The sequence below is a fragment of the Streptomyces sp. NPDC048506 genome (assembly GCF_040651315.1).
Lineage (GTDB): Bacteria > Actinomycetota > Actinomycetes > Streptomycetales > Streptomycetaceae > Streptomyces.
Map to the genome: position 1 here is coordinate 1 of NZ_JBEZIX010000089.1, position 22,405 is coordinate 22,405.

A 22,405-nucleotide genomic window follows, 5' to 3' on the forward strand; every position below is an offset into this window, starting at 1 on the left:
CAACGCCCCGGACGCCGCACTCACCGACCGCCTGATCACCGGCGGCGTCGACGTGTTCCTCAGCCACTACGGCCGATAGGCGCGGCCAGGCCACACACCGTCGTCGACTGTCTGGAAGTCCTCCAGGTGCTGGAACGCGACGTCGACCGGCTGTGGGTCGAGCCCATCGTCCCGGCAGCCCTGAAGGTGATCGGCGCACCCCCTGGCGCCCACGTCCCGCTTCCAGCCGATCATGGATCTGCGGATACGGCGGTTCATGTGGCTGAGAGTGATGAGCCAGCGGAGCAGAGACAGTCCTGATGGCTGCAGTCCGTGCCGCCACAGCCTGCAGCCGCACCGCCCATCACCTCAGCACATGACAGGATCCGACCTATCCCGCCTGGCCGATTGCCTCACGCCCAGGTGCACGGGCAATCCATTGCCACAATGCCCTGACCTGGGCTAACGTCCCATCCCCCGGTATCACTTTCCAAAGAACTTCGCAGGGGCGAGGTTGTGGACGCCGTCCGCTGACATCGCCGACACCCAGGCGATCGGCCGCGGCACCACCGTCGAGGTCAGCAGCTTGTAGAAGTCGTTGCGGGACATCTCAGCAGGATCAAAGTCAATGCGCATGGCGATCAGTATCCAGGAGGGCAGCCGCGGATCCTACGGCGGATCCACGGCACCACCAAACCCCTGAGTTCGACGGAAATTGCCCGGCGTCGGGAGCCACCGAGCACCAGGAGCCAACACCGTGCGAACAGCAGCCCCCACCGTCTGGGAGGACTTCGAGGTCCCCGCCCACGCCCGCGGCGGCCAGGTAACCCTCAACCTCTACGACCACCTTGCGGCATACGCCCCCAAACGCCCCGGCGCCTACCTCCGCATCTCCTCCGACCGCTTCGGCCCCGAAGCCGGCGTCGACCGCCAGCTCGAAGACGCACAAGACACCCGCGCCCGCCTGCGCTGGGGACCCTTCGCCAAGGTCTACCGGGAGAACGACACCTCGGCCTTCAAGAAGCGCAAGGTCGTCAAGCCCGACGGCTCCATCGACTGGATCGTCGTGCGCCCCGAGTTCCGTCAGCTCCTCGCCGACCTCGCCATCGGCGTCATCGACGGCGTGATCTTCTACGACCTCGACCGGCTGGTGCGCCAGCCCCGGGACCTCGAAGACCTCATCGACATCGTCGAGTACGTCAAGCGCCCGGTCACCGGCGCCACCGGCGGCCGCATGAACCTCATCAACGACAGCGACCGCCACATGGCCCGCATGATGTGCGTGATGGCGCTCAAGTCCTCCGAGGAAACCGCCCGCCGCGTCGCCCGCCAACACCTGTCCGCCGCCCAGAACGGACTCGCGCAGGGCCGCATCGCGTACGGCTGGGTCCGCAAGGGCGAGCGCAAGGGTCAGCCCGTCCCGGACGAGGCCGATGTGGTCGTCCGGATCTTCCAGGACTTCAAGTCGGGGGAATCGGCCTACAGCATCGCCAGGGCCTTCAACACCGAAGAGATCAAGCCTCCTGCCGCTCGCACCTGGTCGTCCACGATGGTCGCCAAGATGCTCCGCAATCCGCGCTACGCGGGCATGGTCTCCTAGTCTGGGAAACATCGGGTCCAAGCAGCTACTGCCGGGGACGGCTGGTCACTGGTCCTCTTCGATGACGAGGGACGCCCCCTGCTCGGCTCGTGGGAACCTATCGCGACACCAACGAGGAGGACCTTGTCGCCGAGGTGAAGGGCCGGCGCCTCTTCGAGTTGGACATCGAACGTCTCGGGAAGCTGACCGGCATGGTCGCTGTGCTCCATGGGCCGAGCTTGGATGACGGCGTGTGCATGGAGATGGTGTACGCCTACGCCGTTGGCGTTCCCGTCGTCGTCATGACGAGCGACTTCCAGACCTACTCACTCACCGCGGACGGGCCCCGGTTCGACTTTCCCGATCCCCTCGTCCAAGCGGCGGCGACGAGCCTCATCAGGGTTGCCAGGCTGGCGGGTGAGCCGCCGGTGGATACCCCCAAGACGCGGTTCAAGATATTCGCCGACCGCAACGATAGCCAGGTCGGCCGGGCTCTGGACGCGACTGCCGAGAGCTTGTTCGACCTTCTCGCGCAGCGCCCGGCTACAGCCTCGCTCCGCGATGGGGCCGGGCTATTCGCGTTCGTAGAGCAGTCCCCGTATCTCGCCGGGCAAGGGGACGTGGTGGCACTCGTCCAGGGCGCCGGCTACACCGTACGGACCCCCGCCCGCTTCGTCGACTCAGATCCTGTGGCGGCGGCACGCCACGACCTGGCCAAGGCACTGGCGTCCGACGTACTGGTCGCCGACGTGTCGGGCCCGGAGACTCCGCCCGGGGCTGCGCTGCTGATCGGGGCAGCAGTGGCTCGCCGCACGCGAATCGCCGCGTACCAACCCCGCCCCGGCTTCACCCATGCCGACGGGCGAGAGCCCAACTGGCGCAACCTCATGATTCAGTACGCCGTCTCCGCTCACTTGACGGACTCGGCAGCGCTTGACGACTGGCTGCGGTCGTGAGCTTCGAGGCCGTGGCAGCTGGCCACAAAACCCTGGTCCTGGAGGGATGCGACGGTGTCGGGAAGACCACGCTCGCCACCCGGCTGGCCGCCGAGCACGGCTTCACCATCACCCACTCACCTCGCACCCCGGATCATCTCGATCTCGTGAACCGGTACCGCGCGCTGTTGGACCAGCCAGGGCCGCTTCTGCTCGACCGATGCTTCCTCAGCGAACTCGTCTACGGCCCTTTGCTGCGGGGGCATTCGCGACTCACCTGGAGCCAGGCCATCGATCTCGCCGAAGCCGTCGTCAACCGGAGCGGACTGTTTCTCCATCTGACCGCGCCCCCTGCCGTGATACAGCAGCGGCTACGGCAACGTGACGGGTCAGCTGCCGACCTGGGCGAAATCACAGACCTCGTGATCGGCTACCAGCGGACGTTCGACGCGCTCGCGTCGTACTGCCCCGTGGAGACCATCGATACGACGGCACTCGACCTTCCTACGACAGGGTGAGATCCCTCGCATCCGTCCGCAGGAGCCACTTGGCCCTCTATAGGCTGCGGCAGCAACTGCTGCACTGCCCCGGAGGAGCCGTGGAAATCCGGACCGCCCAGAAGCTCGCCTGGGAGAACAAGACCGAGAAGGGGTTCAACACCACTGACGTTCCGTTGGAGTTCGGCCTCTTGAACGCTGAGATCGGAGAGGCGTTCACGGCATGGCGGAAGCGCCTCCCGGACTTCGGCGAAGAACTGGCCGACATCTTCTTGTACTTGGTAGCCGTCGCCGAGATGAACGGCATCGACTTGGACCACGAGGTCACCCGGAAGATCGAGAAGAACGTCCGCCGCGAGTACGAGCGCAACGAACACGGTGTGCCGATCCGCGTGAGCGAGGGCTGAGTTCCTCCCTCTGGCGTTCCCTGGTGCCGGCCTGACAGAGATCACGTCGCCGCGAGTGTCGACGTTGGTTCCTCGCCAAAGCTTCGCCGTACCTGCAGGCGGACCGACCCGACGCGCGCTGAATGCGGCGATGAAGGTGCTCGCGGATCGACAGGAGGTAGGTGGGCATGGCCCGAAGTCGCGGCAGGTCGCGCGGCAAGAATGCGTTCCCGTCCGGCTTGCAGGCGTTGCTGCTGCATGACACCTACGGATTCCCATCGACCTGACGCTGGAGACGGCGGCCGAGCAGGGCATGGAGGGGCCGGTGGGCAGCTGTCGCAGCCGGGCCCCAGGGCCTGCACTTCGGCCTGGGCTTCGACACCGCCACCGAAATCGCAGCTCGAAGGAACGACGACCAGTCGCCCATGTACATGCAGGCGGTGCGACGCGAGGTCCATGAAAGGGCTGCGGCGAGGCCGAGAAACGCCAGGTAGTCGCGGCGCCCCGCTCGCACCGAGGAGACAGGCGACGGTAGCGGGTGAGCCACGGCATGGTGTGCTCCACGACCCGCCTGCGGCGGCCGCGGCACTCGCTGGAGTGCACGCCCGAATCGTGGTTGATCGCCCGCCGTCCACGGCCACTGACTTGGATGGCTGGCATCAGAAGCCAGGAATAGACCGTGGCACCATACGCCTGACCAGCACATTTCCTCCGCGTGACGCCAGATAGGCGCCATCCCGGAAGCCCTCATGGGCAAATGCGGCTTGCATTGGCGCCACGCGTGCGCCATATTGGCGCCATGAGCTTAAACTCAAGAATGAACAGCCTTGGGGTCGTGACACACAGCCTCCTCGACAAGGCCGAGCAGGAGGCCTCAGGGATATCCAGGGGCACCCAAAGCAACAGGGCCCAGATGCCGCGGGCCTTCCGGCGAGTAGGGGTCGCGGCGCTGACATTCACGCTGCTGGCCGGGGTGGCCACACCCGCGGTGGCCACCCCGGCCAGCAGGGCAGTGCCCAGGGCCGCTACGCAGCAGGATCGCCCGGAGCTACAGCAGGCCATCCAGGAGTTCGTCGATGCCGGTTACGCCGGGATGCAGATGCGGGTGAACGATCAGCGGGGCGAGTGGGTCGGCAGCGCCGGGGTGCGCAAGCTGGGCCAGAGTGCCAAGCCGCCGACGAACGGCCGCTTCCGGATCGGCAGCACCACCAAGAACTTCGTCGCGACCCTGATGCTGCAACTGGTGGCCGACGGCAAGGTCAGGCTGGACGGGCCGGTAGCCGACTACCTGCCCGAGTTCAAGCTGGACCGGCGGATAACGGTGCGGATGCTGTTGCAGCACACCAGCGGGTTGTTCAACTTCGCCGGCGGCGAGGTCTACGACGACGGGACGTACGTGCCGGGCATCCCCTGGCAGGGCAAGGAGTGGGTGGACAAGCGGTTCCACACCTACCAGCCCGAAGAGCTGGTACGGCTGGCGCTGTCCAAGCCGGCGAAGTTCGAGCCGGGGACGAACTGGAGCTACTCCAACACCAACTACGTGCTGGCCAGGCTGCTGATCGAGAAGGTCACCGGCCAGCCCTACGACGAGGAGATGAAGCGGCGGATCCTGCGGCCGCTCCACCTGCACGACACCATGGTGCCAGGCACCCGGACGGACATCCCCGGGCCGCACGCCCACGGCTACCACCGGTATGAGGACGCCGGCCAGTGGAAGGTCGTCGACGTCACCCGCCAGAACCCCTCCTGGATCTCCAGCGCCGGCGAGATGATCTCGACCACCAAGGATCTCCACACGTTCTTCTCCGCGCTGAACAGCGACAAGCTCATCCCGGCCAAGCTGCTGGCCGAGATGCGCAAGCCGCACCCCAAGAGCAGCGGCCTCTTCGGCCGTTACGGCCTCGGGCTGTACGTGCAGGACACGGGTCCGAACTGCGTCGGCACCCTCCTCAACCACGACGGCAGCAACAACGGCTACGGGGCGCTGATGTACAGCACGCCCGACGGCAAGATGACCATGACCGCCTCGATCACCATGGGGGACGCCGCGATCGACCAGGCGCAGGTGTTCCCGAAGGCGCTGGAAAAGCTCCTCAAGAAGGTGTTCTGCAACAGGCAGGCAGCGTCGGCTGACGGGGTCAAGCCGGCCCAGCCGACGAGCTGAGCACCGAGGACCCGTACGCCTTGACGGCGGACTCCTTCTGATCGTCCATGATGTAGAGCGCGAACTGGGCCACGCCGAACTCACCGAACTCGGCGTGGCCGATTCGCAGGCGCGGACGCCGGGCCGAGCAGGCACACGGTCGATGAACCCGTCGGGGACGAAGTCGGCTGAGGGGGTGCCTGCTCGGCAGCGGTGCATCCTGCGCTGCACAGCTTCGGCATCAACGGGATCGCTCGTCAGGCCCATGGAAGACTTCCCAGCGACTGGCCCGCTCAGTCGAGCACACCGCGATGCGAGGTCGTTCGGTGGTGCATCCGGACCTTCAGCCGCCTTCAGCCTCTCCTTCGCGAGGTCGGGGTGGAGTTCGACCTCGCAGCGTTCAACCGTCTTATCGGCAAGAAGCTCCGAGCGTTCAAGCAGCTCCTCCACCAGCGCACGGACCGCCTCCTCGGCGAACTCCAGCGCCGGCGCATCCACGAACACCTTCAGTAATGCACCGCCGGGATGGACGCCCACCCACGTGTCGGCAATCTCCACCTCTACCGGTCCGGCATCGAGGCGGAGCGCCGTGAGGTGGACTTCGTGGGGTTCGCGCTGGTGATGCTTGTGCTGCGGGCGTTCTCCCGTGGCTGTACGGCACTGACTGGGCTGGCCGACTGCGAGGCGCACCACGCAGCGCACCGTCGTCGCCCAGCTGGCCGCCATCGTGTTGGGTGGGGCGGACAGTCTCGGATCTGCTACCTCCAGGCCGCCACGGCGCTGATCCTGGTCGCGGTCGTCACCGGTTAGACGGCCTCGTGCCTGCGTCCCGCTCCACAAACGTCTGAGCTCGGCGGCCATGGGTGGCCTGAGACAACAACCTGGTATCCCACACCACCAACTGACTGTCCCTCGCTCGACGAGAAGCAGCCGCACCTGACCTACGGCTCAGCCGCCAGGGTGCTGGCCTACCGCGAATCGGTACGAGGGATTCTTCGGGCAGTACCAGTACGGCCAGCCCCCTTCCGCGTCCGAGGCGAGGCTCATGGGATGCGGATGCTTCCCCTGACACACGGGCCAGGGGCGGCCGCCCTTGATCGCTTGAAGGTTCTCAAGGACGGCCGCCTGAGTGTGGAAGGCGAGAGACTTCACCGCCGGACCGGGCTCAGGATCGGCGACGAGCTCCGGATCGAGCTCCAGAGTCCCGAGCTGCGCATAGACAGCGCCGGGCACAAGGCCGCAGACACGCAGATCGTGGTCGATGGGCGCGAAGACCGCTGCGGGCTCCGGCACCGAATCCGATGATGACATCACTGCCTGCCTCCCGCTACGGCTTGAACTCGCAGTTCACGACACGGTAGCCACCGCTGCGCGGATCACGCACGGACCGCCAGGTCCACAGGAACGACACGTCGTCCCCGCGCTGCATCTTGTAGTCCTTCTTGCTGCCCTTCACATCGAACTTACGCGGCAGTGGACCATGGAACTGGTACCACCACTGCTTGTTCGGGTGCTCCTGGTAGACGTTGGCCTCGCGCTTGTTGGCGAAGATCTTCGCGTTGAAGTTCACGCGCCCCTGCGGGGCATTGGCCGCGGTCAGCTTCACGACCCACGGAATCCCGTGCTTCATGGACTCCTGGAGAACAACGGTGGCGGCGGCGTGCTTGAAGGTTCCTCGGCACTTCGGCAGCTTGCTCTTCGCCGCCATGGCGGTGGCGGTGGTGCGCGGCCCGGCCGCCGCCGCCTGCTTCCGCAGATCGGCGAGCGAGCCGCCGGCCTGGGCGATGCCCTGCTCGCGCATCTGCGCCAGGAGTGCGGCCACGTCACCCGTCGAGGGTGACGATGCCGGAGCCGGAATCTCGGCCTGCGCGGCGCCCGTGGTGGTCAGCAGGAGCGCCGCGCCGCAAGCGGCGGCTACCGCTATTCGGCGTGAACGTGCGGTCATTCGGATGTTCTCCCCCAGATGTCGTACTTGGTACAGGTGTTGCACCAGTTGCTCCAGCGTAGGTTGCATCGAGGGCGAAGATCGTTGGGCAACCGTCAGGAAGTCATCAAACTCTCAGCTCCCCCCAGCACTCCGCGTCCTCCCCCACCGCCAACGGCCCACCACTCCGCCAGGCACCAATGCCCCCAGATGCCAGACGAGGAGACCACCGCTGACGTCGACACAGGCTTCATGCGCAGGCTGACAGGCCAACATCGACGAGACGCTCCATGCCGGTCATCGAAGGTTCCGGTCGAACGACCCCGTTGCTGCTGGGCTAGCCGGCCCGCACCGGAGCGCAGCCGTGGGCCCGTGCTGCGCGTTCGGCGAACTGGGCAAGGGGCGACTGTTGAGCAGCGGGGTCCGGCTTGGTGAAGCCCTTTGAGGCGAGCATCGTCTCGGATGTGTAGAACGCGGGTCCGCCCTGATTGCCACTCCCGAGGACAAGATGACCCTGATCCGGCAGGAGCAGGAGGGCGGCAAGCTGGTCGCGATGGCCGGGGACGGAACGAACGACGCCCCGGCGCTGGCCCAGGCGGATGTCGGCGTTGCGATGAACACGGGTACGTCGGCCGCCAAGGAGGCCGGCAACATGGTCAACCTCGACTCCAACCCGACCAAGCTCATCGAGATCGTCGAGATCGGAAAGCAACTCCTCATCACCCGGGGCGCGTTGACCACCTTCTCGATCGCCAACGACGTCGCGAAGTACTTCGCGATCATCCCTGCGATGTTCGCCGGCGTTTACCCGGGCCTGGACACCCTCAACATCATGCGGTTGCACAGCCCCAGCTCGGCGATCTCCTCGGCGATCGTCTTCAATGCGCTGATCATCGTCGCGCTGATCCCGCTCGCGCTGCGCGGTGTGCGCTACCGGCCGTCCTCCGCCGCGAAGCTGCTCAGCCGCAACATCTGGATGTACGGACTCGGCGGGCTGGTCCTGCCCTTCCTCGGCATCAAACTGCTCGACCTCGTGATCCAGTTCATCCCCGGCCTGCGCTGAGGAAGGCGACCCACGATGCCCACCCACCACCTCCCTCCCGTGCTCCGGCAGCACCTGGCGGCGCTGCGGATGCTGCTCGTGTTCACCGTGATCACCCGCATCGCCTATCCCCTGCTTGTCACCGGCATCGCCCAGGCCGCGTTCCCGCACCAGGCCAATGGCTCCCTGCTGACGACGAATGGCAAGCCGGTCGCTTCCAGCCTGATCGGCCAGAACTTCGCCCTGCCGAAGAAGAATCCCCAGGACCCGAAGGAGGAACTGCGGCCCGACCCCAAGTGGTTCCAGCCCCGCCCGTCCGCGGGCGGATACGACCCGCTGGCGTCCGGTGCCTCCAACCTCGGCCCGAACAACCCCGATCTGACCGCGGCGGTCAGGCAACGCCGAGCCGCCGTGGCGGCGTTCGACGGGGTCTCCCCCGCGTCCGTCCCGGTGGACGCGGTGACCGCCAGCGGCTCTGGACTCGACCCGGCGATCTCCCCGGCGTACGCGTACGAGCAGATCGACCGGGTGGCAATGGCCCGTCGTCTCCTTCCCGTCAGGGTCAGGAAGCTGGTCGCCGACCACGTCCAGGGTCGTGTCCTGGGGTTCCTGGGTCAGCAGCGCGTCAACGTCGTCGAGCTCAACCACGACCTCGCCGGGCTGGGGTAGCCATGACCACGCAGGGGGCAGGGCGAAGAGGTATCAGGAGGCTGGGCACGCGCCATCACCGACGGAGATGGCGACGGAGTCGTAGTGCGTTGCCTGCCTGCGCATCGTGGCCCGGACGCCGAGGCAGAAGGCGGTGTCCGTGCCGTGGGCAGTGACCGAGTAGTCGGCCTTTTCCGTGCCCCCGTAGAACACGGCGGATTCCGGTGTCTCCGACGCGAGCGTGACGGTCAGCGCGTCCTTGGAGCCGTGGCCATGCTTCGCGATGGCGGCACGCAGGATGTCCGGGTAGTTGATGGTCCCCGGCCCGAACTCCGCATCGTTCGACAGCTCGACGGTCGCCGCGGAAGCAGCGGACCGCAATTGGCCTCCGTCCCAGTCTTCGGTACCGCTGAGGAGGCCCGGGTCGTGCTTGAGCAGGTACATTCCCCCGGCGGCGAACAGCAGCGAGCCGACGACGAGGGCGCAGCCGATGGGGTTGTGCGGGTTGTAGACGTAACGGTTCGTTCCCCATCTGCTGCGGACGAATATGCGGTCTGCGTCGTCGCGGCTTTCGGTCATGGCGAGATTCTCGACGCCGGCCAACCCGCGGGGCCAGCGGTTTCGGGGACTGCCATGGATTCGCCGCGGCCTGGCCGCCCTGCGTAACGTCCCAACGGAGCAACGGCACCACGCTGGCCATCGACGAAGGAATCGCGCAGCCTTGGCATACATCCTTCACCAGCGGAACGGAGATCCGTGGACGCAGGAGCTGTGGTCGTGTTCGTGGGAATCGCCGCGTTCGGGGGCCTCCTCGCCGTACTGGCAGGCGCCTACGGCCTGCGTCAGGCACAACGGGTGAGGCGGACCGGCGTACGCGTGGAGGCCCTCGTCAAACGGCCGCCGGTCGACGCAGCGGGCGAGCCGGCCTTGCCGCGCCCGCTGCTCCAGTTCGTGACGGACGACGACCGTGTGATGGAGGTCATCAGTCCTGTGGCCCCCTCCCACCGCCAGCCGCTCGATGACGGCGACCGCGTGCTCGTGCTCTACGATCCCGCCGATCCACGCAACGTCGTCGTCCATGACCTGAAGCGCCCGGGTCAGGACCGCGCGTTCATTGCCGGAGGCGCCCTCGTCGTGCTGCTCTCACTGACCGCGCTCGCTGTCGCGCTGACGAGCCGGTGACCACGGGCTCTCGCTCCGCTCCTTCACCAGGACATCAGCGGAGCTTCGCTCGTCATCAGTCGGGTCGCAGCTCATCAGGGGTGCGTCAACACGCGCGCCGAACTCTTGAAGCCGCGTCGGGCAGGACATTTGATGGGTGTTGTGAACAGCGCCCGGCTTCTGCTCGACCGACCGCCGTCATGGCGAAGCCGTGCCATGTCACGGTCGGCGGCCTCGTCTCGTGCGCCGCGCTGCCCGGAGACCTCCGCCTCCCGCTGAGTCGCCCCCCGCATCCCTACGGGGTGCCGTGATCTGATCCAGCGCCCTCTTCTCTGTAACCGGCGCGTCCTCAGGCCCTGACGGGTCCAGTCGGCGTGCCCTCTTCCCTTTCGTCTCCCATCCTGGAATGGATCGTGTCCACCCCCAACCTCTCCGCCCGTTCCGTCCTGGTGACCGGCGCGACCTCCGGCATCGGCTTCGAGACCGCCCGACAGCTCGCCGAGCGCGGCGCCACCGTCCTCGTACACGGCCGCACCGCCGAAGAGGCCCAGGCCGCGGCCGACCAGCTCATCGCCACCGCTGATGTCGATGCCGCCCAACTGTGCGGATTCGCCGCCGACTTCACGCGCCTCGACGAGGTCGAGGCGATGGCGCGGCGCGTCGTCACCGAGCACCCTCACCTGGACGTCCTGGTGAACAACGCCGGCATCGCCGCGCCCGAACGCCACACCCTCACCACCGACGGCAACGAGATCGCGTTCCAGGTCAACTTCCTCGCCCACTACCTGCTGACCTGCCTCCTGGAGCCGGCGCTGACCAGCGACCCGGGCGGCCGGGTCGTCAACGTCTCCTCGTCGCTGCACCGCACCGCCTCGATCCAGTGGAGCGATCCGCAGCGCGCCCGGCGTTACTCCCGGCTCGCCGCCTACGCCCAGTCGCAGCTCGCCCTCACCGTCTTCGCCGCCGACCCCCGGGTGACGGCGGTCTCCGTCCACCCGGGCGTCTGCGAGACGGCCCTGATGTCCCTCTACGCGAACAGCGGTGCCGCCCCGGCCGAGGGTGCTACCCACGTCGTGCGCCTCTGCGACCCGGCCACCGAGATCGTCAACGGCGCCTACTACGACTGCGACCAGCGCGTCGACGCCGCCCCGGCGGCCACCGAGGACCGCACGGTCAAGCGCCTCACCAAGCTCGCCGACCAGTTGGTCGTCCACCACGCCTGAAGAACACCACCACCGTCTGAAGCACTACCAGGCAATCTCCCGAGAACGAAAGGCTCACACGCCCATGTACAAGCGCGCCCGCAAGAAGAAGGCCCGCCGAAAGAAGAAGGCGAACCACGGCAGCAAGGCCGGACAGAGCTGAACCACCGAACGGGGTGGCCCGCCTGACAGGGCCGCCCCGCCACCCTCATGAGGAACTCCGCTGCACCTGTTCCCCTGACAACAGCCACAGCGGCCCCGCATCCGGTCGTCAGCTCCGCCTGGGGCACGTGCGCGTTCACCACTCCACCGGACAACCGGCCCGCCGCGCTGCCGGGCTCATCGCCTGAACACCACCCGTCAACGAGGAGCGCCATGAAGCCGCACCGCACCCCCGTCCCCCTCGCCTCGGTGAAGATCCTCGACGGCGCCCACGAACTGTCCGTCCACAACCTGCAACGCCGGGACGACTCCTTCACCCTCCTCTACACGATCACCCCGCCCCTGCCGGCCACAGCCGAGCACTCCCCTGTGCTGCTGGCTCTTGAGGCCATGGACGACGTCGGCAATGAGTACTTCGACTGGGGCGGCGCCTACGGAGCCGCCGGCGACGGCACGCACACCCGTGGCAGCGTCACCGCACAGCCCGCCCTGGCGGCCAAGGCGTGTGAGATCCGCGTACGGATCACCTTCCTCCGGGAGGGCGAGGAGCACCCCTGCCATCTGGTACTGCGTACCTCGGCCACCAAACCCTGAGGCCGAGCCCTCCGCAGGGCCGGCCCACCCCGCTCTGTGCTTCGGCGTTCCCTCGTGCACCTGGCCCACCCGCGCCGCCCTTCCGGGGACACGAGGCCGCCATCTTGACGAACATCATGGCGAAACCGCCGCGGGTACGTACCCTGACCTGGCCGTCGCGTCGATGGCTGGATCTTTTCGCGGTACGACAGGAGCACACGATGGCCGCCTCTGCGCCTGCCGGTCCGTCCAGGGTCGCCGTGCGGCATCGCTTGCGGGCGTGGATGCTGGAAGGCCTGACCGATATGGCCAAGCGCCACCCCGGGCCGCATGCCGGACCACAGAGCGCCCACAAGGGCCAGCGGTGGTGGCGGGTGATGTGCCTGACCGGTGTGGACTACTTCTCCACCCTCGGCTACCAGCCGGGCATCGCCGCCCTCGCCGCCGGCCTGTTGTCGCCGATCGCCACCATCGTCCTGGTCGTCCTGACGCTCGCCGGCGCGCTGCCGGTCTACCGGCGGGTGGCGAAGGAGAGTCCGCACGGCCAGGGGTCGATCGCGATGCTGGAGCGGCTGCTGTCCTTCTGGAAGGGCAAGCTGTTCGTCCTGACGCTGCTGGGGTTCGCGGCCACCGACTTCCTGATCACCATCACCCTGTCGGCCGCCGACGCCGCCACCCACCTCGTGGAGAACCCACACGTCAACAGCGCCCTGCACAACGAGCAGATGCTCATCACGCTGATCCTGGTCGCCCTGCTCGGCGGGGTCTTCCTCAAAGGTTTCCTGGAGGCGATCGGGGTGGCGGTGGCCCTGGTCGGCCTCTACCTCGCCCTCAACGCCGTCGTGGTCGTCGCCGGGCTGTGGCACGTGGTCACCGCGCCGCACCTGGTCACCGACTGGTCCGATGCCCTGACCACCGAGCACGGGAACGCGCTGGCCATGGTCGGGGTGGCGCTGCTGGTCTTCCCGAAGCTGGCGCTGGGGCTCTCCGGCTTCGAGACCGGTGTGGCGGTGATGCCGCACATCGAGGGCGAGCCCGGCGACACCGAGGCCCGGCCCACGGGGCGGATCCGGGGTGCGAGGAAGCTGCTCACCACCGCCGCCGTCATCATGAGCGCCTTTCTGATCGTCTCCAGCTTCGTGACGACCCTGCTTATCCCGAAGGACGCGTTCCAGCCGGGCGGCGCAGCCAATGGGCGCGCCCTGGCGTACCTCGCACACAAGTACCTCGGTTCCGCCTTCGGCACGGTCTACGACATCTCCACCATCGCCATCCTGTGGTTCGCCGGCGCCTCGGCCATGGCCGGACTGCTGAACCTGATGCCGCAGTACCTGCCCCGCTACGGCATGGCGCCCCACTGGGCACGGGCGGTGCGCCCGATGGTGCTGGTGTTCACCCTCGTCGCGTTCTTGGTGACCTGGGTCTTCAACGCCGATGTCGACGCTCAGAGCGGCGCCTACGCCACCGGCGTGCTCGTCCTGATCAGCTCCGCCGCGATTGCCGTGACCATCGCCGCCCACCGCGCCGGCCAGCGCGGCTGGACGATCGGCTTCGCCGTCATCTCCATGGTGTTCCTCTACACGACCATCGCTAACATCATCGAACGGCCCGACGGTGTCAAAATCGGCGCCTGCTTCATCGCCGGCATCATCCTGCTCTCGCTCTTCTCCCGCCTCGTCCGGGCCTTCGAACTGCGGGTGACCAGCGTCCGGCTCGACGAGATGGCCGAACGCTTCATCCGCGACATCGCCCACCGCAAGATCCGCCTCATCGCGAACGAACCCGACCAGCGCGACGTGGCCGAATACCGCGACAAGCTCCAGCAGATCCGCACCGACAACGACCTCCTGGCCTCGGACGACTTCATCTTCGTCGAGGTCACCATCGGCGACCCTTCCGAATTCGAGAGCGAACTGCACGTCCACGGCGAGGTTCTGCACGGCCGCTACCGCGTGCTCGTCCTGGAAAGCTCCACCATCTCCAACGCGCTGGCCGCACTGCTGTTGCACGTCCGCGACGAAACCGGGCAGCGGCCGCACATCTACTTCGAATGGACCGAAGGCAACCCCCTGGCCCAGTTCCTCCGCTTCTTCCTCTTCGGCCAGGGCGAAGTCGCCCCCGTCACCCGTGAGGTCCTCCGCGTAGCAGAGCCCGACCGGGCCCGCCGCCCACGCGTCCACGTCGGCTGAAAGGGCACACAGCGACTCCGCGTCAAGAGTGCGACAAGAAGGAACGACGCAGCATCAGGGAGGTGCCAGGAGAGCGGGCGTCCACCGCCATCCTGCCTAACGTGAGCAGAATGGGACGGAGAACCGATCCCGCCGCTGCGACACACGCCGGGCGGCCGGAAACAACCACCGACCGCCACTGGCGTGCGGCTGCCCGGCGCGCGCTTCAGTACTCCCTGGCGTTCGTCGGTCTACTCATGCTGCTCGACTGGGGTACGGACGGTTTGACACTGCGCCGCGCCGGGCTCTGGGTCGTGCTCGGGGTCGCGGTACTCGCCGTGTTCCTGCCGCCGCGCGTCACCGCGGGCGAAGGGTGGCTGGCAGTACGTGGCCTCAAGGGAGAGCGCCGAGTGCGTACCGACGCGCTCGTCACGATGCGGCAGTACGGCAGCATCGACGTGCGCCTGGTCCTACTGGACGCGCACGGGCAGAGGCTGGAACTGGCCCCTCGTGTCCTGGTGGCCAATCCGCTCATCTGGCATCTGCTCGACGCCGGCGCGCATCGCTCCGTCGAACGCGGCACGCTACGCCACGGTGCCGACGTGCTGGAGGAGTTGGCGGACCAGATCGATGGGCGGGAAGCACGCGCGGTCCTCACGGCCTCCGGGCTGCTGTGAGCACGCGCGCCTGCGGGCTGCGGGCTGCGGCCGGTCTTCAACGCACCGCCCGGCTCCGCCCCGGCTCGACACCCCGGAGTGTGACGGCGCCGGAGGGCCTGACGTCCAGGGATCCGGAGGACGTGGAGGGAGACCTCAGAACCGGTCCGAGAACTTGACGGTGACCAGCAGCAGCCCGACCAGCGAGACGGCAACCAGCAGACCCACCACGCGCTCCACGTTCACGACACCACCGCCAGTGCTGTCTTTCCACACATACTCACGGACCTCCGCATTGTCACCGCACCCCCGATCGACTCCACCGTGGCGGGCCGGGGCGCGACCGGAGAACACGCGGCCGATTCCCTAACGGAACGCGAACGGCGGCCGACCGAGACGCCGAGGGCCGGGGCCAGTACTCTCACGGATCATGACGCACAGGGGGGAAGTACGAGGCTGGCGCGCTGGTTCCGGCGGCAGGCCGCGGCTTCCGGAACGGCTGGCGGCCGCCTGGTCATGGGGCCCCGACCCGATCAAGACCACACTGTTCTTCCTGCTGGCACCCGCCAGTCTGTTCGCCGGAGCACTCGGAGCGATGGGGTGGTCCTGGTGGCAGCGATTGCTCGCGGGAACGGGCGCCATCGCTCTGGGTACCTACGTGGTACTGGTCCTTCTCGGCTTCTGGCGGCTCCGCCGCAAGGTCGGTGCCCAGCCTTTGCCGCCCAAAGGCTGACTCCGGGCGACGCGATGTCGCAGAGCGGGCTTCCCAAACGCCGCGGCACTGTTCGGCAGCTGCCGAGCTCCGCCCCACCCCGTCTGGAACACATCAAGAACACTGGCGCCCACCACTGAAAACAAGCCAGGCCGGGGAAGCCGGAGGAATCGGGCCCTGTACACCCCTGCGCAGGGCCCGTACGCGAAACGGCACGCGACCTTGTACGCGGCTCGGTTCACGATGTGATGCCACACGGGATCCACAGGGAGGAACGACATGACAGTCCGCCCGCGCGGCGTACGCGCTGGGCGCACGGGAGGACGTCGCCCCCTTCGACGTCCCCGGAGCGCGGGCCGCCTTGAGCATGGCTGCGGCATTGAGCACGCCCGACGAGCGGGTACGTCGGGTGCTCGTCATCGAAGCCGAGGGAACGGGCAACCGTCCGCGTCACTGCTCTCGGACTGACGCAGTGCGCCCCGGAGCCTGCATGTGCGGCTCCGCCTCGTGCCCGATCCCGCACACCTCATGCCTCACGTCTCGTGCCTCATGTGCGGCCTTCCCGTACGGGCGAAGCCTCGGCCATGGCTGGCGCGGCCGGCAGGGAGACGACCATCGTCAGTCCGCCGCCGGGGGTCTCTTCGGGGGTGAGGGTGCCGCCCATCGCCTCCGTGAGGCCACGGGAGAGCGCGAGACCAAGGCCGAGGCCGGTGGTGTTGTCCGTGTCGCCCAGGCGTTGGAAGGGCTGGAACGCCCGCTGCTGGTCGACGAGTTGGATGCCGGGCCCGCGGTCGGTGATCCGCAGTTCCACCCTCCCGGCCAGCGTGCTGGCAGCGATGGTGACCGGGCGCCCGGCGGGTGAGTGACGTACCGCGTTGGAAACCAGGTTGGCGATGACGCGTTCCAGCAGGGGCGGGTCCGCGAGCACGTCGGGGGCGGTCTCCACCCCCTGGGTCACCACGTGGTCGAGCACCTGAGGAAGTGCGTCCGGCAGGGTGTCCAGAGCGGTGGGGAGCACCTCGGTGAGGGCGATGGGCTCCAGGCGCAGGGTCAGTGCGCCGGCCTGGAGTCGGCTCATGTCGAGGAGGTTGTCGACCAGGCGGCTGAGCTTGGCGAGGGATTCCTCGGCGGTGGCGAGGAGTTCCTCGCGGTCCTCGGGTGAGAAGTCCACCTCGCGGCTGCGCAGCGAGCTGACCGCGGCCCAGCAGCCGGCCAGGGGTGTCCGCAGGTCGTGCCCGACCGCGGCGAGCAGTGCGGTGCGCATGCGGTCCGCCGCCTTGACTGGTTCGATCTCGGCCGCGGCCTCGGCGAGCCGGGCCCGCTCGACGGCCGCGGTCAGATGCGCGGCGAAGGCCGTCAGGACGCGGTGCTCGGAAGCGGGCAGCCGACGCCCGCTCAGTACCAGGACGTTGTCGTCCCCTATGACGACCTTGGTCTCGTGATCACGGTCGTGGTTGTGGTCGGGCATCGGGCCGCCTCCGGCACCCGGCCCCTCCGACTCTTCCCTTCGGGGCCGCAGTTCGACGCTGTGCATGCCGAAGGTCTCACGGGTGCGTTCCAGGAGGACGGGTACGGCCCGGTCCCCGCGCAGGATGTTGCCCGCAAGCGAGGTGAGGGCCTCGGCTTCCGCGGTCGCCCGTGCGGCCCGTCGGCTCAGCCGCAGCGACCGGTCGACGATGGCGGCGACGGTGACGGCGACGATGGTGAAGGCGGCCTGGGCGACGACGACATTGGCCGAGGCGAAGGTGAAGTGGCCGACGGGCGGGATGAAGTAGTAGTTCAGCAGCAGCGAGGTCGTCACCGAGGCGAGCAGCGCGGAGGCCACGCCGCCGATGCAGGCCACGCCCAGCACGGTGAGCAGGAAGAGCAGGGCCTCGCTGGTGAGGTTGAGGGCGAGCGGGCCCGAGATGCCGCGCAGTGCCACGGTCAGCAGTATGGGAAGGACCAGACCGGCGACGGGGCCGGCCAGCCGGCGCGAGCGCGGCAGACCACTTCCGGGGGCGGCCCATCGCCTTCCCTGGCCTGCGTGTTCATGGGTGACCATGTGGACGTCGATGTCGCCGGACAGCTCGACGACCGTCTCCCCCACCCCGCGCGGCATCAGCACCCGCCGCAGCCTGCCGCGGCGGCTGGCCCCGACCACGAGCTGGGTGGCGTTCTGCGCACGGGCGAAGTCCAGCAGGGCGGCGGGCACATCGTCTCCGACCACCGAGTGGTAGCTGCCACCGAGGCTCTCCAGAAGCTGCCGTTGTCTTGCCAGCGCGGCGGGCGAGGAGCCGGCCAGGCCGTCGCTGCGGGTGATGTGGACGGCCAGCAGATCGCCGCCGGAGATGGGGGTCCCCCCTGCTCGAACGGAGTTGAGAGCTCGGGGGAGGTCCACGATCCGGGCGGCACGGCGGATCAGGGTCTCGCCTTCGGATCCGCCGGTGAGCGCCACCACCACGCGTTCACGGGTCTCCCACACGCGGCCGATGCTGTGCTCGTACCGGTACGTGCGCAGTGCCTCGTCCACCCGGCCCGCCACCCACAGCAGCGCCAACTCCCGCAGCGCGGTGAGGTTCCCGACGCGGAAGTAGTGCGACAGTGCCGCGTCGACCTTCTCGGGCGGGTAGATGTTGCCATGTGCCATACGGCGGCGCAGCCCTTCGACCGGCAGGTCGACCAGCTCGATCTGGTCGGCACGGCGGACCACGTCATCCGGCACGGTTTCGAGCTGCGGCACACCGGTGATCTTCTCGGCCACATCGCTGAGGGATTCCACGTGCTGGATGTTGAGCGTGGCCACCACGTCGATGCCGGCGCCGAGGAGTTCCTCGACGTCCTGCCAGCGCTTGGTGTGCCGGCCGCCGGGTGCGTTGGTGTGCGCGAGTTCGTCGATGAGCACCACGGCGGGACGCAGTTCCAGTGCCCGGTCGAGGTCGAGTTCTGCGAAGCCGGTGCCGCGATACCGGCGCGTTGCTCGCGGCAACACGGTGAGCCCTTCGAGCATCGCCTCGGTGGACGGACGACCATGGCACTCGGCGAAGGCCACTACCACCTCCGTGCCGCGGGCGGCCCGGCGCCTGCCCTCGTCCAGCATCCGGTAGGTCTTGCCCACGCCGGGTGCGGCCCCGAGAAAGACCTTCAGGCTGCCGGGGCGCGGGCCCGGCGGGGTGATCGGTTCGCTGCCCCGCGCCATCACGTACTCCTTCACGGACTCCTCTTCCGGAAGTCGGCACGCCGGGCGGCGCCGCGAAGGGTGACGGTACGGCACCGACGGCGTGCGAGGTTCTCCAGGACATCGTCACTTCGCGTCGGCAAATACCACGATGGCGTTCGAAGACGTTGACACTTCTCTGATCCGGGCGCCGGGATCAGCGTCGCACTCGTCCGGTGCTGCGCGCTCTCGCGTCGCCTCCCCTCGGTACCCGGTGCCGTCTTCATGGAGCCGTCAGAGTCTCCGCGTCCCTCGTCGGGGAAGCGCCAACGAGTTCCTATCGATCAGAAGGCGGGCTTTTGATAGGCGCGAGATGAACGTGCCACAGCGCGAGGAGCAGGGCCCATGAGCGGACCGGGCGAACGGCGACGCATCGTGGCCGGCGTGAGCGGTTCGCTGGGCAGCCTCGCCGCGCTGCACCGGGCGGCCATCGAGGCCCGCCTCGCTGCATCCGTGGCACCGAATGGCGAGTGAGCAGCTGCTCGAAGCCCTGGAATCCGCCTTCGGCAGCGCCGGCCCCGGGGTCCCGCCGGGGGCCTCGGTCGTACAAGGCAAACCGGGGAAGGTCCTGTCGGCGGTCGCGGACCGGCCCGACGATCTCCTGGTGATCGGTGCCGGAGAGCGCGGCAGACTGCGCCGGGCCATGTGGCCCTCCGTTGCCCGCTACCGCGTCGCACGCGCCGGCTGCCCGGTGCTGGCTGTGCCCTCTCTCTCCTGCACCGCACTCTCGATGCCGTGCACCGTCGCAACGCCTGGCAACTTCCACTCGACACACGGGAGCTGGCGGACTGACGGTCCCGCTACCGGCCCCGTGGAGGGATTCCGCGGAGCCGTGTCGAAGCCACATTCTTTTCGCTGCTCAGCGGCCGGACACATGACGGACGACGGTCCCTGACCGGTGCGCTCGTGCTCATTCCGCTACGGCCCTGACGTCCGCCGCGCTGTTTGCTTCCTCGATCCGGCCCTGGGCGATACCCCATCGCTGGCATCAGCCGGTTGTCGCGCTGCGCATGCCCAGGTTCCCTCACAGGCGTTAGGGATCCGTCAATGTCGCACCCATGGCCGTAAGGGCACCGTCAACGAGGGGCGATAACGAGCCACTGGCGCGATTCCCTCTCCTGGTCCGTTCCTCCGAAACTCTCCTCAGGAGCTCACGATGGCCGATCTGGCCTTCGTGGTCACCACGATCGCGTCCTTCGCGCTGGTGGCCCTCGTCGCCAAGGGGGTGACGAAGCTATGACCGCCGAAAACCTCATCGGCCTGATCGTGGCCGTCGCCCTGCTGGGTTATCTCGTCCTCGCCCTTGTGTTCCCGGAGAGGTTCTGAGCCGCAGATATGAGCCCCGTTCTTGCTGATGTGCTCCAGGTCACCGCGCTCGTCGTCGCGCTCGCCCTGGTGCACCGCCCGCTCGGCGACTTCATGGCCGCCGTCTACTCCTCCAAGAAGCACCTGCGCGTGGAGAAGTGGATCTACCGCAGCGTCGGCGCCAACCCCGACGCCGAGATGCGGTGGCCCGCGTACCTGCGCGGCGTCCTCATATTCTCGGCCGTCGGCGTGCTCTTCCTCTACGTGATGCAGCGCGTACAGGACAAGCTGCCGCTGTCGCTCGGCTTCAAGCCGATCACGCCGGACCAGGCCTTCAACACGGCCGCGTCCTTCATCTCCAACACCAACTGGCAGTCGTACTCGGGTGAAGTGGCCATGAGCCACGTCACCCAGACCGCCGGACTGGCCGTGCAGAACTTCATCTCGGCGGCCGTCGGCATGGCGGTGGCCGTGGCGCTGGTCCGTGGTTTCGCCCGCTCCCGCACCGGCGACCTGGGCAACTTCTGGTCCGACCTGGTGCGGGGCACCGTTCGCATCCTGATCCCGCTGTCGGTGATCGCCGCGGTCATCCTGGTGGCGTGCGGTGCGATCCAGAACTTCGGCGACATCCACCACATCACCACGCTCACCGGTGACAAGCAGGCCCTCAGCCCCGGCGCGGTGGCGTCCCAGGAAGCCATCAAGGACCTGGGTACCAACGGCGGCGGCTTCTTCAACGCCAACTCCGCCCACCCCTTCGAGAACCCCAACGGCTTCACGAACCTGCTGGAGATCTTCCTGCTGCTGGTGATCCCGTTCTCGCTGCCCCGGACCTTCGGCAAGATGGTGGGTTCGATCAAGCAGGGTTACGCGATCGTCGCGGCCATGGGCCTCATCTGGATCGGCGCCGTCGTCGCCGTGACCTGGCTGGAATACGCCCACCCGGGCACCGCCTCACAGCTCGCGGGCGGCGCGATGGAGGGCAAGGAGCAGCGGTTCGGCGAGGGCCCCTCGTCGCTCTTCGCCGTCTCCACCACGATGACGTCGACCGGGTCGGTCAACTCCTTCCACGACTCGTTCAGCGGTCTGTCCGGCGGCGTGCTGCTGCTGGGCATGATGCTCGGCGAGATCACGCCCGGCGGCGTCGGCTCGGGGCTCTACGGCATGTTGATCATGGCGATCATCGCGGTGTTCATCGCGGGCCTGATGGTCGGTCGTACGCCGGAGTACCTGGGCAAGAAGATCGGCACCCGCGAGATCAAGCTCGCGGCCTGCTACATCCTGATCACCCCGGCGCTGGTGCTGATCGGCACGGCGGTGGCCATCGCCCTGCCGGACGGCAAGGAAGCCATGACCAACATCGGGGCGCACGGCTTCTCCGAGGTGCTGTACGCCTACACGTCGGGCTCGAACAACAACGGTTCCGCCTTCGCGGGCTTCGGTGCCAACACGCCGTTCTTCAACATCACCATCGGCCTGTGCATGCTGCTCGGCCGGTTCCTGCCGATGGTGTTCGTACTCGCCCTCGCCGGCTCGCTCGCCGAGCAGAAGCCGGTTCCCGAGACCGCGGGCACCCTGCGTACCGAGAAGCCGCTCTTCACCGGGCTGCTGGTCGGCACGCTCCTGATCGTCACCGGTCTGACCTTCTTCCCGGCGCTCGCCCTGGGCCCGCTCGCTGAAGGGCTGGCGTCATGACCACCGATTCAAAGAAGCACGAGAACGACATGTCCACGGATACCCCGGCCGCCCCGACCCGGGCGCCGCACAGCGACATCCCCACCGGGCACAAGGACGGCGGGCGCGTGGGTGCGGGCCTGTTCGACCCGAAGCAGCTGCTGAAGTCGCTGCCCGATGCCTTCCGCAAGCTCGACCCCCGGGTGATGGTCAAGTCCCCGGTCATGTTCGTGGTCCTGGTCGGCTCGGTGGTCACCACCGCCCTGGCGCTCAAGGACCCGGGCAGCTGGTTCGGCTGGGTCATCGCGGCCTGGCTGTGGCTGACCGTCGTCTTCGCCAATCTGGCGGAGGCGGTCGCCGAGGGTCGTGGCAAGGCGCAGGCCGACACCCTGCGCAAGGCCAAGACCGACACCGTGGCGCGCCGGCTCAACGGCGACACCGAGGAGCAGGTGCCCGGCACCGA

At 68.0% G+C, this 22,405-nt stretch carries 24 protein-coding genes and 4 pseudogenes; 20 read left to right on the forward strand and 8 right to left on the reverse strand.

What is annotated here, in order from left to right; genetic code table 11:
• Window positions 1-66 precede the first annotated feature (66 nt).
• Both AB0C96_RS41135 and AB0C96_RS41140 read right to left on the reverse strand, forming a co-directional pair.
• Window positions 67-258: a hypothetical protein gene (locus tag AB0C96_RS41135; protein WP_362925193.1), complete on the reverse strand. Its 192-nt coding sequence runs from the start codon at window positions 256-258 to the stop codon at window positions 67-69.
• 213 nt (window positions 259-471) lie between these two features.
• Window positions 472-615, reverse strand: a pseudogene (locus AB0C96_RS41140) (flavin reductase family protein); the annotation flags it as partial.
• A 121-nt stretch (window positions 616-736) separates the two neighbouring features.
• Between AB0C96_RS41140 and AB0C96_RS41145 the strand changes: the two are divergent.
• From AB0C96_RS41145 to AB0C96_RS41160, 4 genes are all read left to right on the forward strand, one after another.
• A complete protein-coding gene (locus AB0C96_RS41145) occupies window positions 737-1,579 on the forward strand; it encodes a recombinase family protein (protein ID WP_362925194.1) in 843 nt (280 codons plus the stop codon).
• Window positions 1,580-1,668: 89 nt separating this feature from the next.
• Window positions 1,669-2,514, forward strand: a complete 846-nt coding sequence (locus tag AB0C96_RS41150) for a nucleoside 2-deoxyribosyltransferase (protein ID WP_362925196.1) — start codon at window positions 1,669-1,671, stop codon at window positions 2,512-2,514.
• Window positions 2,511-3,011, forward strand: a complete 501-nt coding sequence (locus AB0C96_RS41155) for a hypothetical protein (RefSeq protein ID WP_362925198.1) — start codon at window positions 2,511-2,513, stop codon at window positions 3,009-3,011. The genes AB0C96_RS41150 and AB0C96_RS41155 overlap by 4 nt, the downstream gene beginning before the upstream one ends.
• 80 nt (window positions 3,012-3,091) lie before the next feature.
• Window positions 3,092-3,397, forward strand: a complete 306-nt coding sequence (locus AB0C96_RS41160; RefSeq protein ID WP_362925199.1) for a MazG-like family protein — start codon at window positions 3,092-3,094, stop codon at window positions 3,395-3,397.
• Window positions 3,398-3,836: 439 nt separating this feature from the next.
• Here AB0C96_RS41160 and AB0C96_RS41165 read toward each other — a convergent pair.
• Window positions 3,837-3,982 (reverse strand): annotated as a pseudogene (locus AB0C96_RS41165) (IS5/IS1182 family transposase); the annotation flags it as partial.
• Between the two features lie 229 nt (window positions 3,983-4,211).
• Here AB0C96_RS41165 and AB0C96_RS41170 point away from each other — a divergent pair.
• The 3 genes from AB0C96_RS41170 to AB0C96_RS41180 all read left to right on the forward strand — a co-directional run bounded on the left by AB0C96_RS41170 (window position 4,212) and on the right by AB0C96_RS41180 (window position 6,329).
• Window positions 4,212-5,540 (forward strand): serine hydrolase domain-containing protein, encoded by a 1,329-nt coding sequence (locus AB0C96_RS41170; protein WP_362925201.1) that lies wholly within the window; start codon window positions 4,212-4,214, stop codon window positions 5,538-5,540.
• 357 nt (window positions 5,541-5,897) lie between these two features.
• On the forward strand, window positions 5,898-6,032 hold the full coding sequence (locus tag AB0C96_RS41175; protein WP_362925202.1) for a hypothetical protein: 135 nt from the start codon (window positions 5,898-5,900) through the stop codon (window positions 6,030-6,032).
• A gap of 12 nt (window positions 6,033-6,044) precedes the next feature.
• Window positions 6,045-6,329, forward strand: coding sequence for a hypothetical protein (locus tag AB0C96_RS41180; protein ID WP_362925203.1), 285 nt, complete (start codon window positions 6,045-6,047; stop codon window positions 6,327-6,329).
• Between the two features lie 138 nt (window positions 6,330-6,467).
• On the opposite strand, the gene AB0C96_RS41185 is transcribed toward AB0C96_RS41180, so the two are convergent.
• A complete protein-coding gene (locus AB0C96_RS41185; RefSeq protein ID WP_362925205.1) occupies window positions 6,468-6,812 on the reverse strand; it encodes a hypothetical protein in 345 nt (114 codons plus the stop codon).
• Between the two features lie 34 nt (window positions 6,813-6,846).
• Window positions 6,847-7,464, reverse strand: a complete 618-nt coding sequence (locus tag AB0C96_RS41190) for a hypothetical protein (RefSeq protein ID WP_362925207.1) — start codon at window positions 7,462-7,464, stop codon at window positions 6,847-6,849.
• A gap of 469 nt (window positions 7,465-7,933) precedes the next feature.
• Here AB0C96_RS41190 and AB0C96_RS41195 point away from each other — a divergent pair.
• Window positions 7,934-8,506 (forward strand): annotated as a pseudogene (locus AB0C96_RS41195) (HAD-IC family P-type ATPase); the annotation flags it as partial.
• 15 nt (window positions 8,507-8,521) lie between these two features.
• Window positions 8,522-9,154: a potassium-transporting ATPase subunit KdpC gene (kdpC, locus tag AB0C96_RS41200; RefSeq protein WP_362925208.1), complete on the forward strand. Its 633-nt coding sequence runs from the start codon at window positions 8,522-8,524 to the stop codon at window positions 9,152-9,154.
• A 33-nt stretch (window positions 9,155-9,187) separates the two neighbouring features.
• Here kdpC and AB0C96_RS41205 read toward each other — a convergent pair whose 3' ends face one another.
• The gene (locus tag AB0C96_RS41205) at window positions 9,188-9,712 is read right to left on the reverse strand and encodes a hypothetical protein (protein ID WP_362925210.1); all 525 of its coding nucleotides are present in this window, start codon (window positions 9,710-9,712) and stop codon (window positions 9,188-9,190) included.
• A 198-nt stretch (window positions 9,713-9,910) separates the two neighbouring features.
• Here AB0C96_RS41205 and AB0C96_RS41210 point away from each other — a divergent pair, with 198 nt between their 5' ends.
• The 5 genes from AB0C96_RS41210 (at window position 9,911) to AB0C96_RS41230 (ending at window position 15,076) form a co-directional block, all read left to right on the forward strand.
• Window positions 9,911-10,315 (forward strand): DUF3592 domain-containing protein, encoded by a 405-nt coding sequence (locus AB0C96_RS41210; RefSeq protein ID WP_362925211.1) that lies wholly within the window; start codon window positions 9,911-9,913, stop codon window positions 10,313-10,315.
• 392 nt (window positions 10,316-10,707) lie between these two features.
• The gene (locus tag AB0C96_RS41215) at window positions 10,708-11,517 is read left to right on the forward strand and encodes an SDR family NAD(P)-dependent oxidoreductase (RefSeq protein ID WP_362925212.1); all 810 of its coding nucleotides are present in this window, start codon (window positions 10,708-10,710) and stop codon (window positions 11,515-11,517) included.
• A gap of 354 nt (window positions 11,518-11,871) precedes the next feature.
• Window positions 11,872-12,252 carry a hypothetical protein gene (locus AB0C96_RS41220; RefSeq protein WP_362925213.1) on the forward strand — a complete coding sequence of 127 codons (381 nt, stop codon included), beginning with the start codon at window positions 11,872-11,874 and terminating at the stop codon, window positions 12,250-12,252.
• 200 nt (window positions 12,253-12,452) lie between these two features.
• Window positions 12,453-14,420 carry an amino acid transporter gene (locus AB0C96_RS41225; RefSeq protein ID WP_362925214.1) on the forward strand — a complete coding sequence of 656 codons (1,968 nt, stop codon included), beginning with the start codon at window positions 12,453-12,455 and terminating at the stop codon, window positions 14,418-14,420.
• A gap of 110 nt (window positions 14,421-14,530) precedes the next feature.
• The gene (locus AB0C96_RS41230; protein WP_362925215.1) at window positions 14,531-15,076 is read left to right on the forward strand and encodes a hypothetical protein; all 546 of its coding nucleotides are present in this window, start codon (window positions 14,531-14,533) and stop codon (window positions 15,074-15,076) included.
• Between the two features lie 135 nt (window positions 15,077-15,211).
• On the opposite strand, the gene AB0C96_RS41235 is transcribed toward AB0C96_RS41230, so the two are convergent.
• Entirely contained in the window at window positions 15,212-15,301 is a 90-nt protein-coding gene (locus tag AB0C96_RS41235; RefSeq protein ID WP_362925216.1) for a K(+)-transporting ATPase subunit F, read from the reverse strand.
• A gap of 184 nt (window positions 15,302-15,485) precedes the next feature.
• On the opposite strand from AB0C96_RS41235, the gene AB0C96_RS41240 reads away from it, so the two are divergent.
• Window positions 15,486-15,788 carry a hypothetical protein gene (locus tag AB0C96_RS41240; protein WP_362925218.1) on the forward strand — a complete coding sequence of 101 codons (303 nt, stop codon included), beginning with the start codon at window positions 15,486-15,488 and terminating at the stop codon, window positions 15,786-15,788.
• A gap of 526 nt (window positions 15,789-16,314) precedes the next feature.
• On the opposite strand, the gene AB0C96_RS41245 is transcribed toward AB0C96_RS41240, so the two are convergent.
• Window positions 16,315-18,945, reverse strand: coding sequence for an ATP-binding protein (locus tag AB0C96_RS41245; RefSeq protein ID WP_362925226.1), 2,631 nt, complete (start codon window positions 18,943-18,945; stop codon window positions 16,315-16,317).
• Between the two features lie 363 nt (window positions 18,946-19,308).
• Between AB0C96_RS41245 and AB0C96_RS41250 the strand changes: the two genes are divergently transcribed.
• From AB0C96_RS41250 to AB0C96_RS41270, 5 genes and pseudogenes are all read left to right on the forward strand, one after another.
• Window positions 19,309-19,437, forward strand: a complete 129-nt coding sequence (locus tag AB0C96_RS41250) for a hypothetical protein (RefSeq protein ID WP_362925220.1) — start codon at window positions 19,309-19,311, stop codon at window positions 19,435-19,437.
• Complete coding sequence (locus tag AB0C96_RS41255) at window positions 19,427-19,858, forward strand: universal stress protein (RefSeq protein WP_362925222.1); 432 nt, start codon at window positions 19,427-19,429, stop codon at window positions 19,856-19,858. The genes AB0C96_RS41250 and AB0C96_RS41255 overlap by 11 nt, the downstream gene beginning before the upstream one ends.
• Before the next feature lie 341 nt (window positions 19,859-20,199).
• On the forward strand, window positions 20,200-20,289 hold the full coding sequence (kdpF, locus tag AB0C96_RS41260; protein ID WP_018542562.1) for a K(+)-transporting ATPase subunit F: 90 nt from the start codon (window positions 20,200-20,202) through the stop codon (window positions 20,287-20,289).
• Window positions 20,290-20,298: 9 nt separating this feature from the next.
• Complete coding sequence (gene kdpA / locus AB0C96_RS41265; RefSeq protein ID WP_362925224.1) at window positions 20,299-21,963, forward strand: potassium-transporting ATPase subunit KdpA; 1,665 nt, start codon at window positions 20,299-20,301, stop codon at window positions 21,961-21,963.
• Window positions 21,960-22,405: pseudogene (locus AB0C96_RS41270) on the forward strand (potassium-transporting ATPase subunit B); the annotation flags it as partial. The gene kdpA and the pseudogene AB0C96_RS41270, both read left to right, overlap by 4 nt.

Excerpts from the sequence above, each read along its gene's own strand:
- AB0C96_RS41135 (WP_362925193.1), bottom strand. The coding sequence starts at position 258 with ATGAACCGCCGTATCCGCAGATCCATGATCGGCTGGAAGCGGGACGTG.
- AB0C96_RS41180 (WP_362925203.1), top strand. The coding sequence starts at position 6,045 with ATGGACGCCCACCCACGTGTCGGCAATCTCCACCTCTACCGGTCCGGC.
- AB0C96_RS41190 (WP_362925207.1), bottom strand. The coding sequence starts at position 7,464 with ATGACCGCACGTTCACGCCGAATAGCGGTAGCCGCCGCTTGCGGCGCG.
- kdpC (WP_362925208.1), top strand. The coding sequence starts at position 8,522 with ATGCCCACCCACCACCTCCCTCCCGTGCTCCGGCAGCACCTGGCGGCG.
- AB0C96_RS41205 (WP_362925210.1), bottom strand. The coding sequence starts at position 9,712 with ATGACCGAAAGCCGCGACGACGCAGACCGCATATTCGTCCGCAGCAGA.
- AB0C96_RS41220 (WP_362925213.1), top strand. The coding sequence starts at position 11,872 with ATGAAGCCGCACCGCACCCCCGTCCCCCTCGCCTCGGTGAAGATCCTC.
- AB0C96_RS41225 (WP_362925214.1), top strand. The coding sequence starts at position 12,453 with ATGGCCGCCTCTGCGCCTGCCGGTCCGTCCAGGGTCGCCGTGCGGCAT.
- AB0C96_RS41230 (WP_362925215.1), top strand. The coding sequence starts at position 14,531 with ATGGGACGGAGAACCGATCCCGCCGCTGCGACACACGCCGGGCGGCCG.
- AB0C96_RS41240 (WP_362925218.1), top strand. The coding sequence starts at position 15,486 with ATGACGCACAGGGGGGAAGTACGAGGCTGGCGCGCTGGTTCCGGCGGC.
- AB0C96_RS41245 (WP_362925226.1), bottom strand. The coding sequence starts at position 18,945 with ATGGCGCGGGGCAGCGAACCGATCACCCCGCCGGGCCCGCGCCCCGGC.
- AB0C96_RS41250 (WP_362925220.1), top strand. The coding sequence starts at position 19,309 with ATGAGCGGACCGGGCGAACGGCGACGCATCGTGGCCGGCGTGAGCGGT.
- AB0C96_RS41255 (WP_362925222.1), top strand. The coding sequence starts at position 19,427 with ATGGCGAGTGAGCAGCTGCTCGAAGCCCTGGAATCCGCCTTCGGCAGC.
- kdpF (WP_018542562.1), top strand. The coding sequence starts at position 20,200 with ATGACCGCCGAAAACCTCATCGGCCTGATCGTGGCCGTCGCCCTGCTG.
- kdpA (WP_362925224.1), top strand. The coding sequence starts at position 20,299 with ATGAGCCCCGTTCTTGCTGATGTGCTCCAGGTCACCGCGCTCGTCGTC.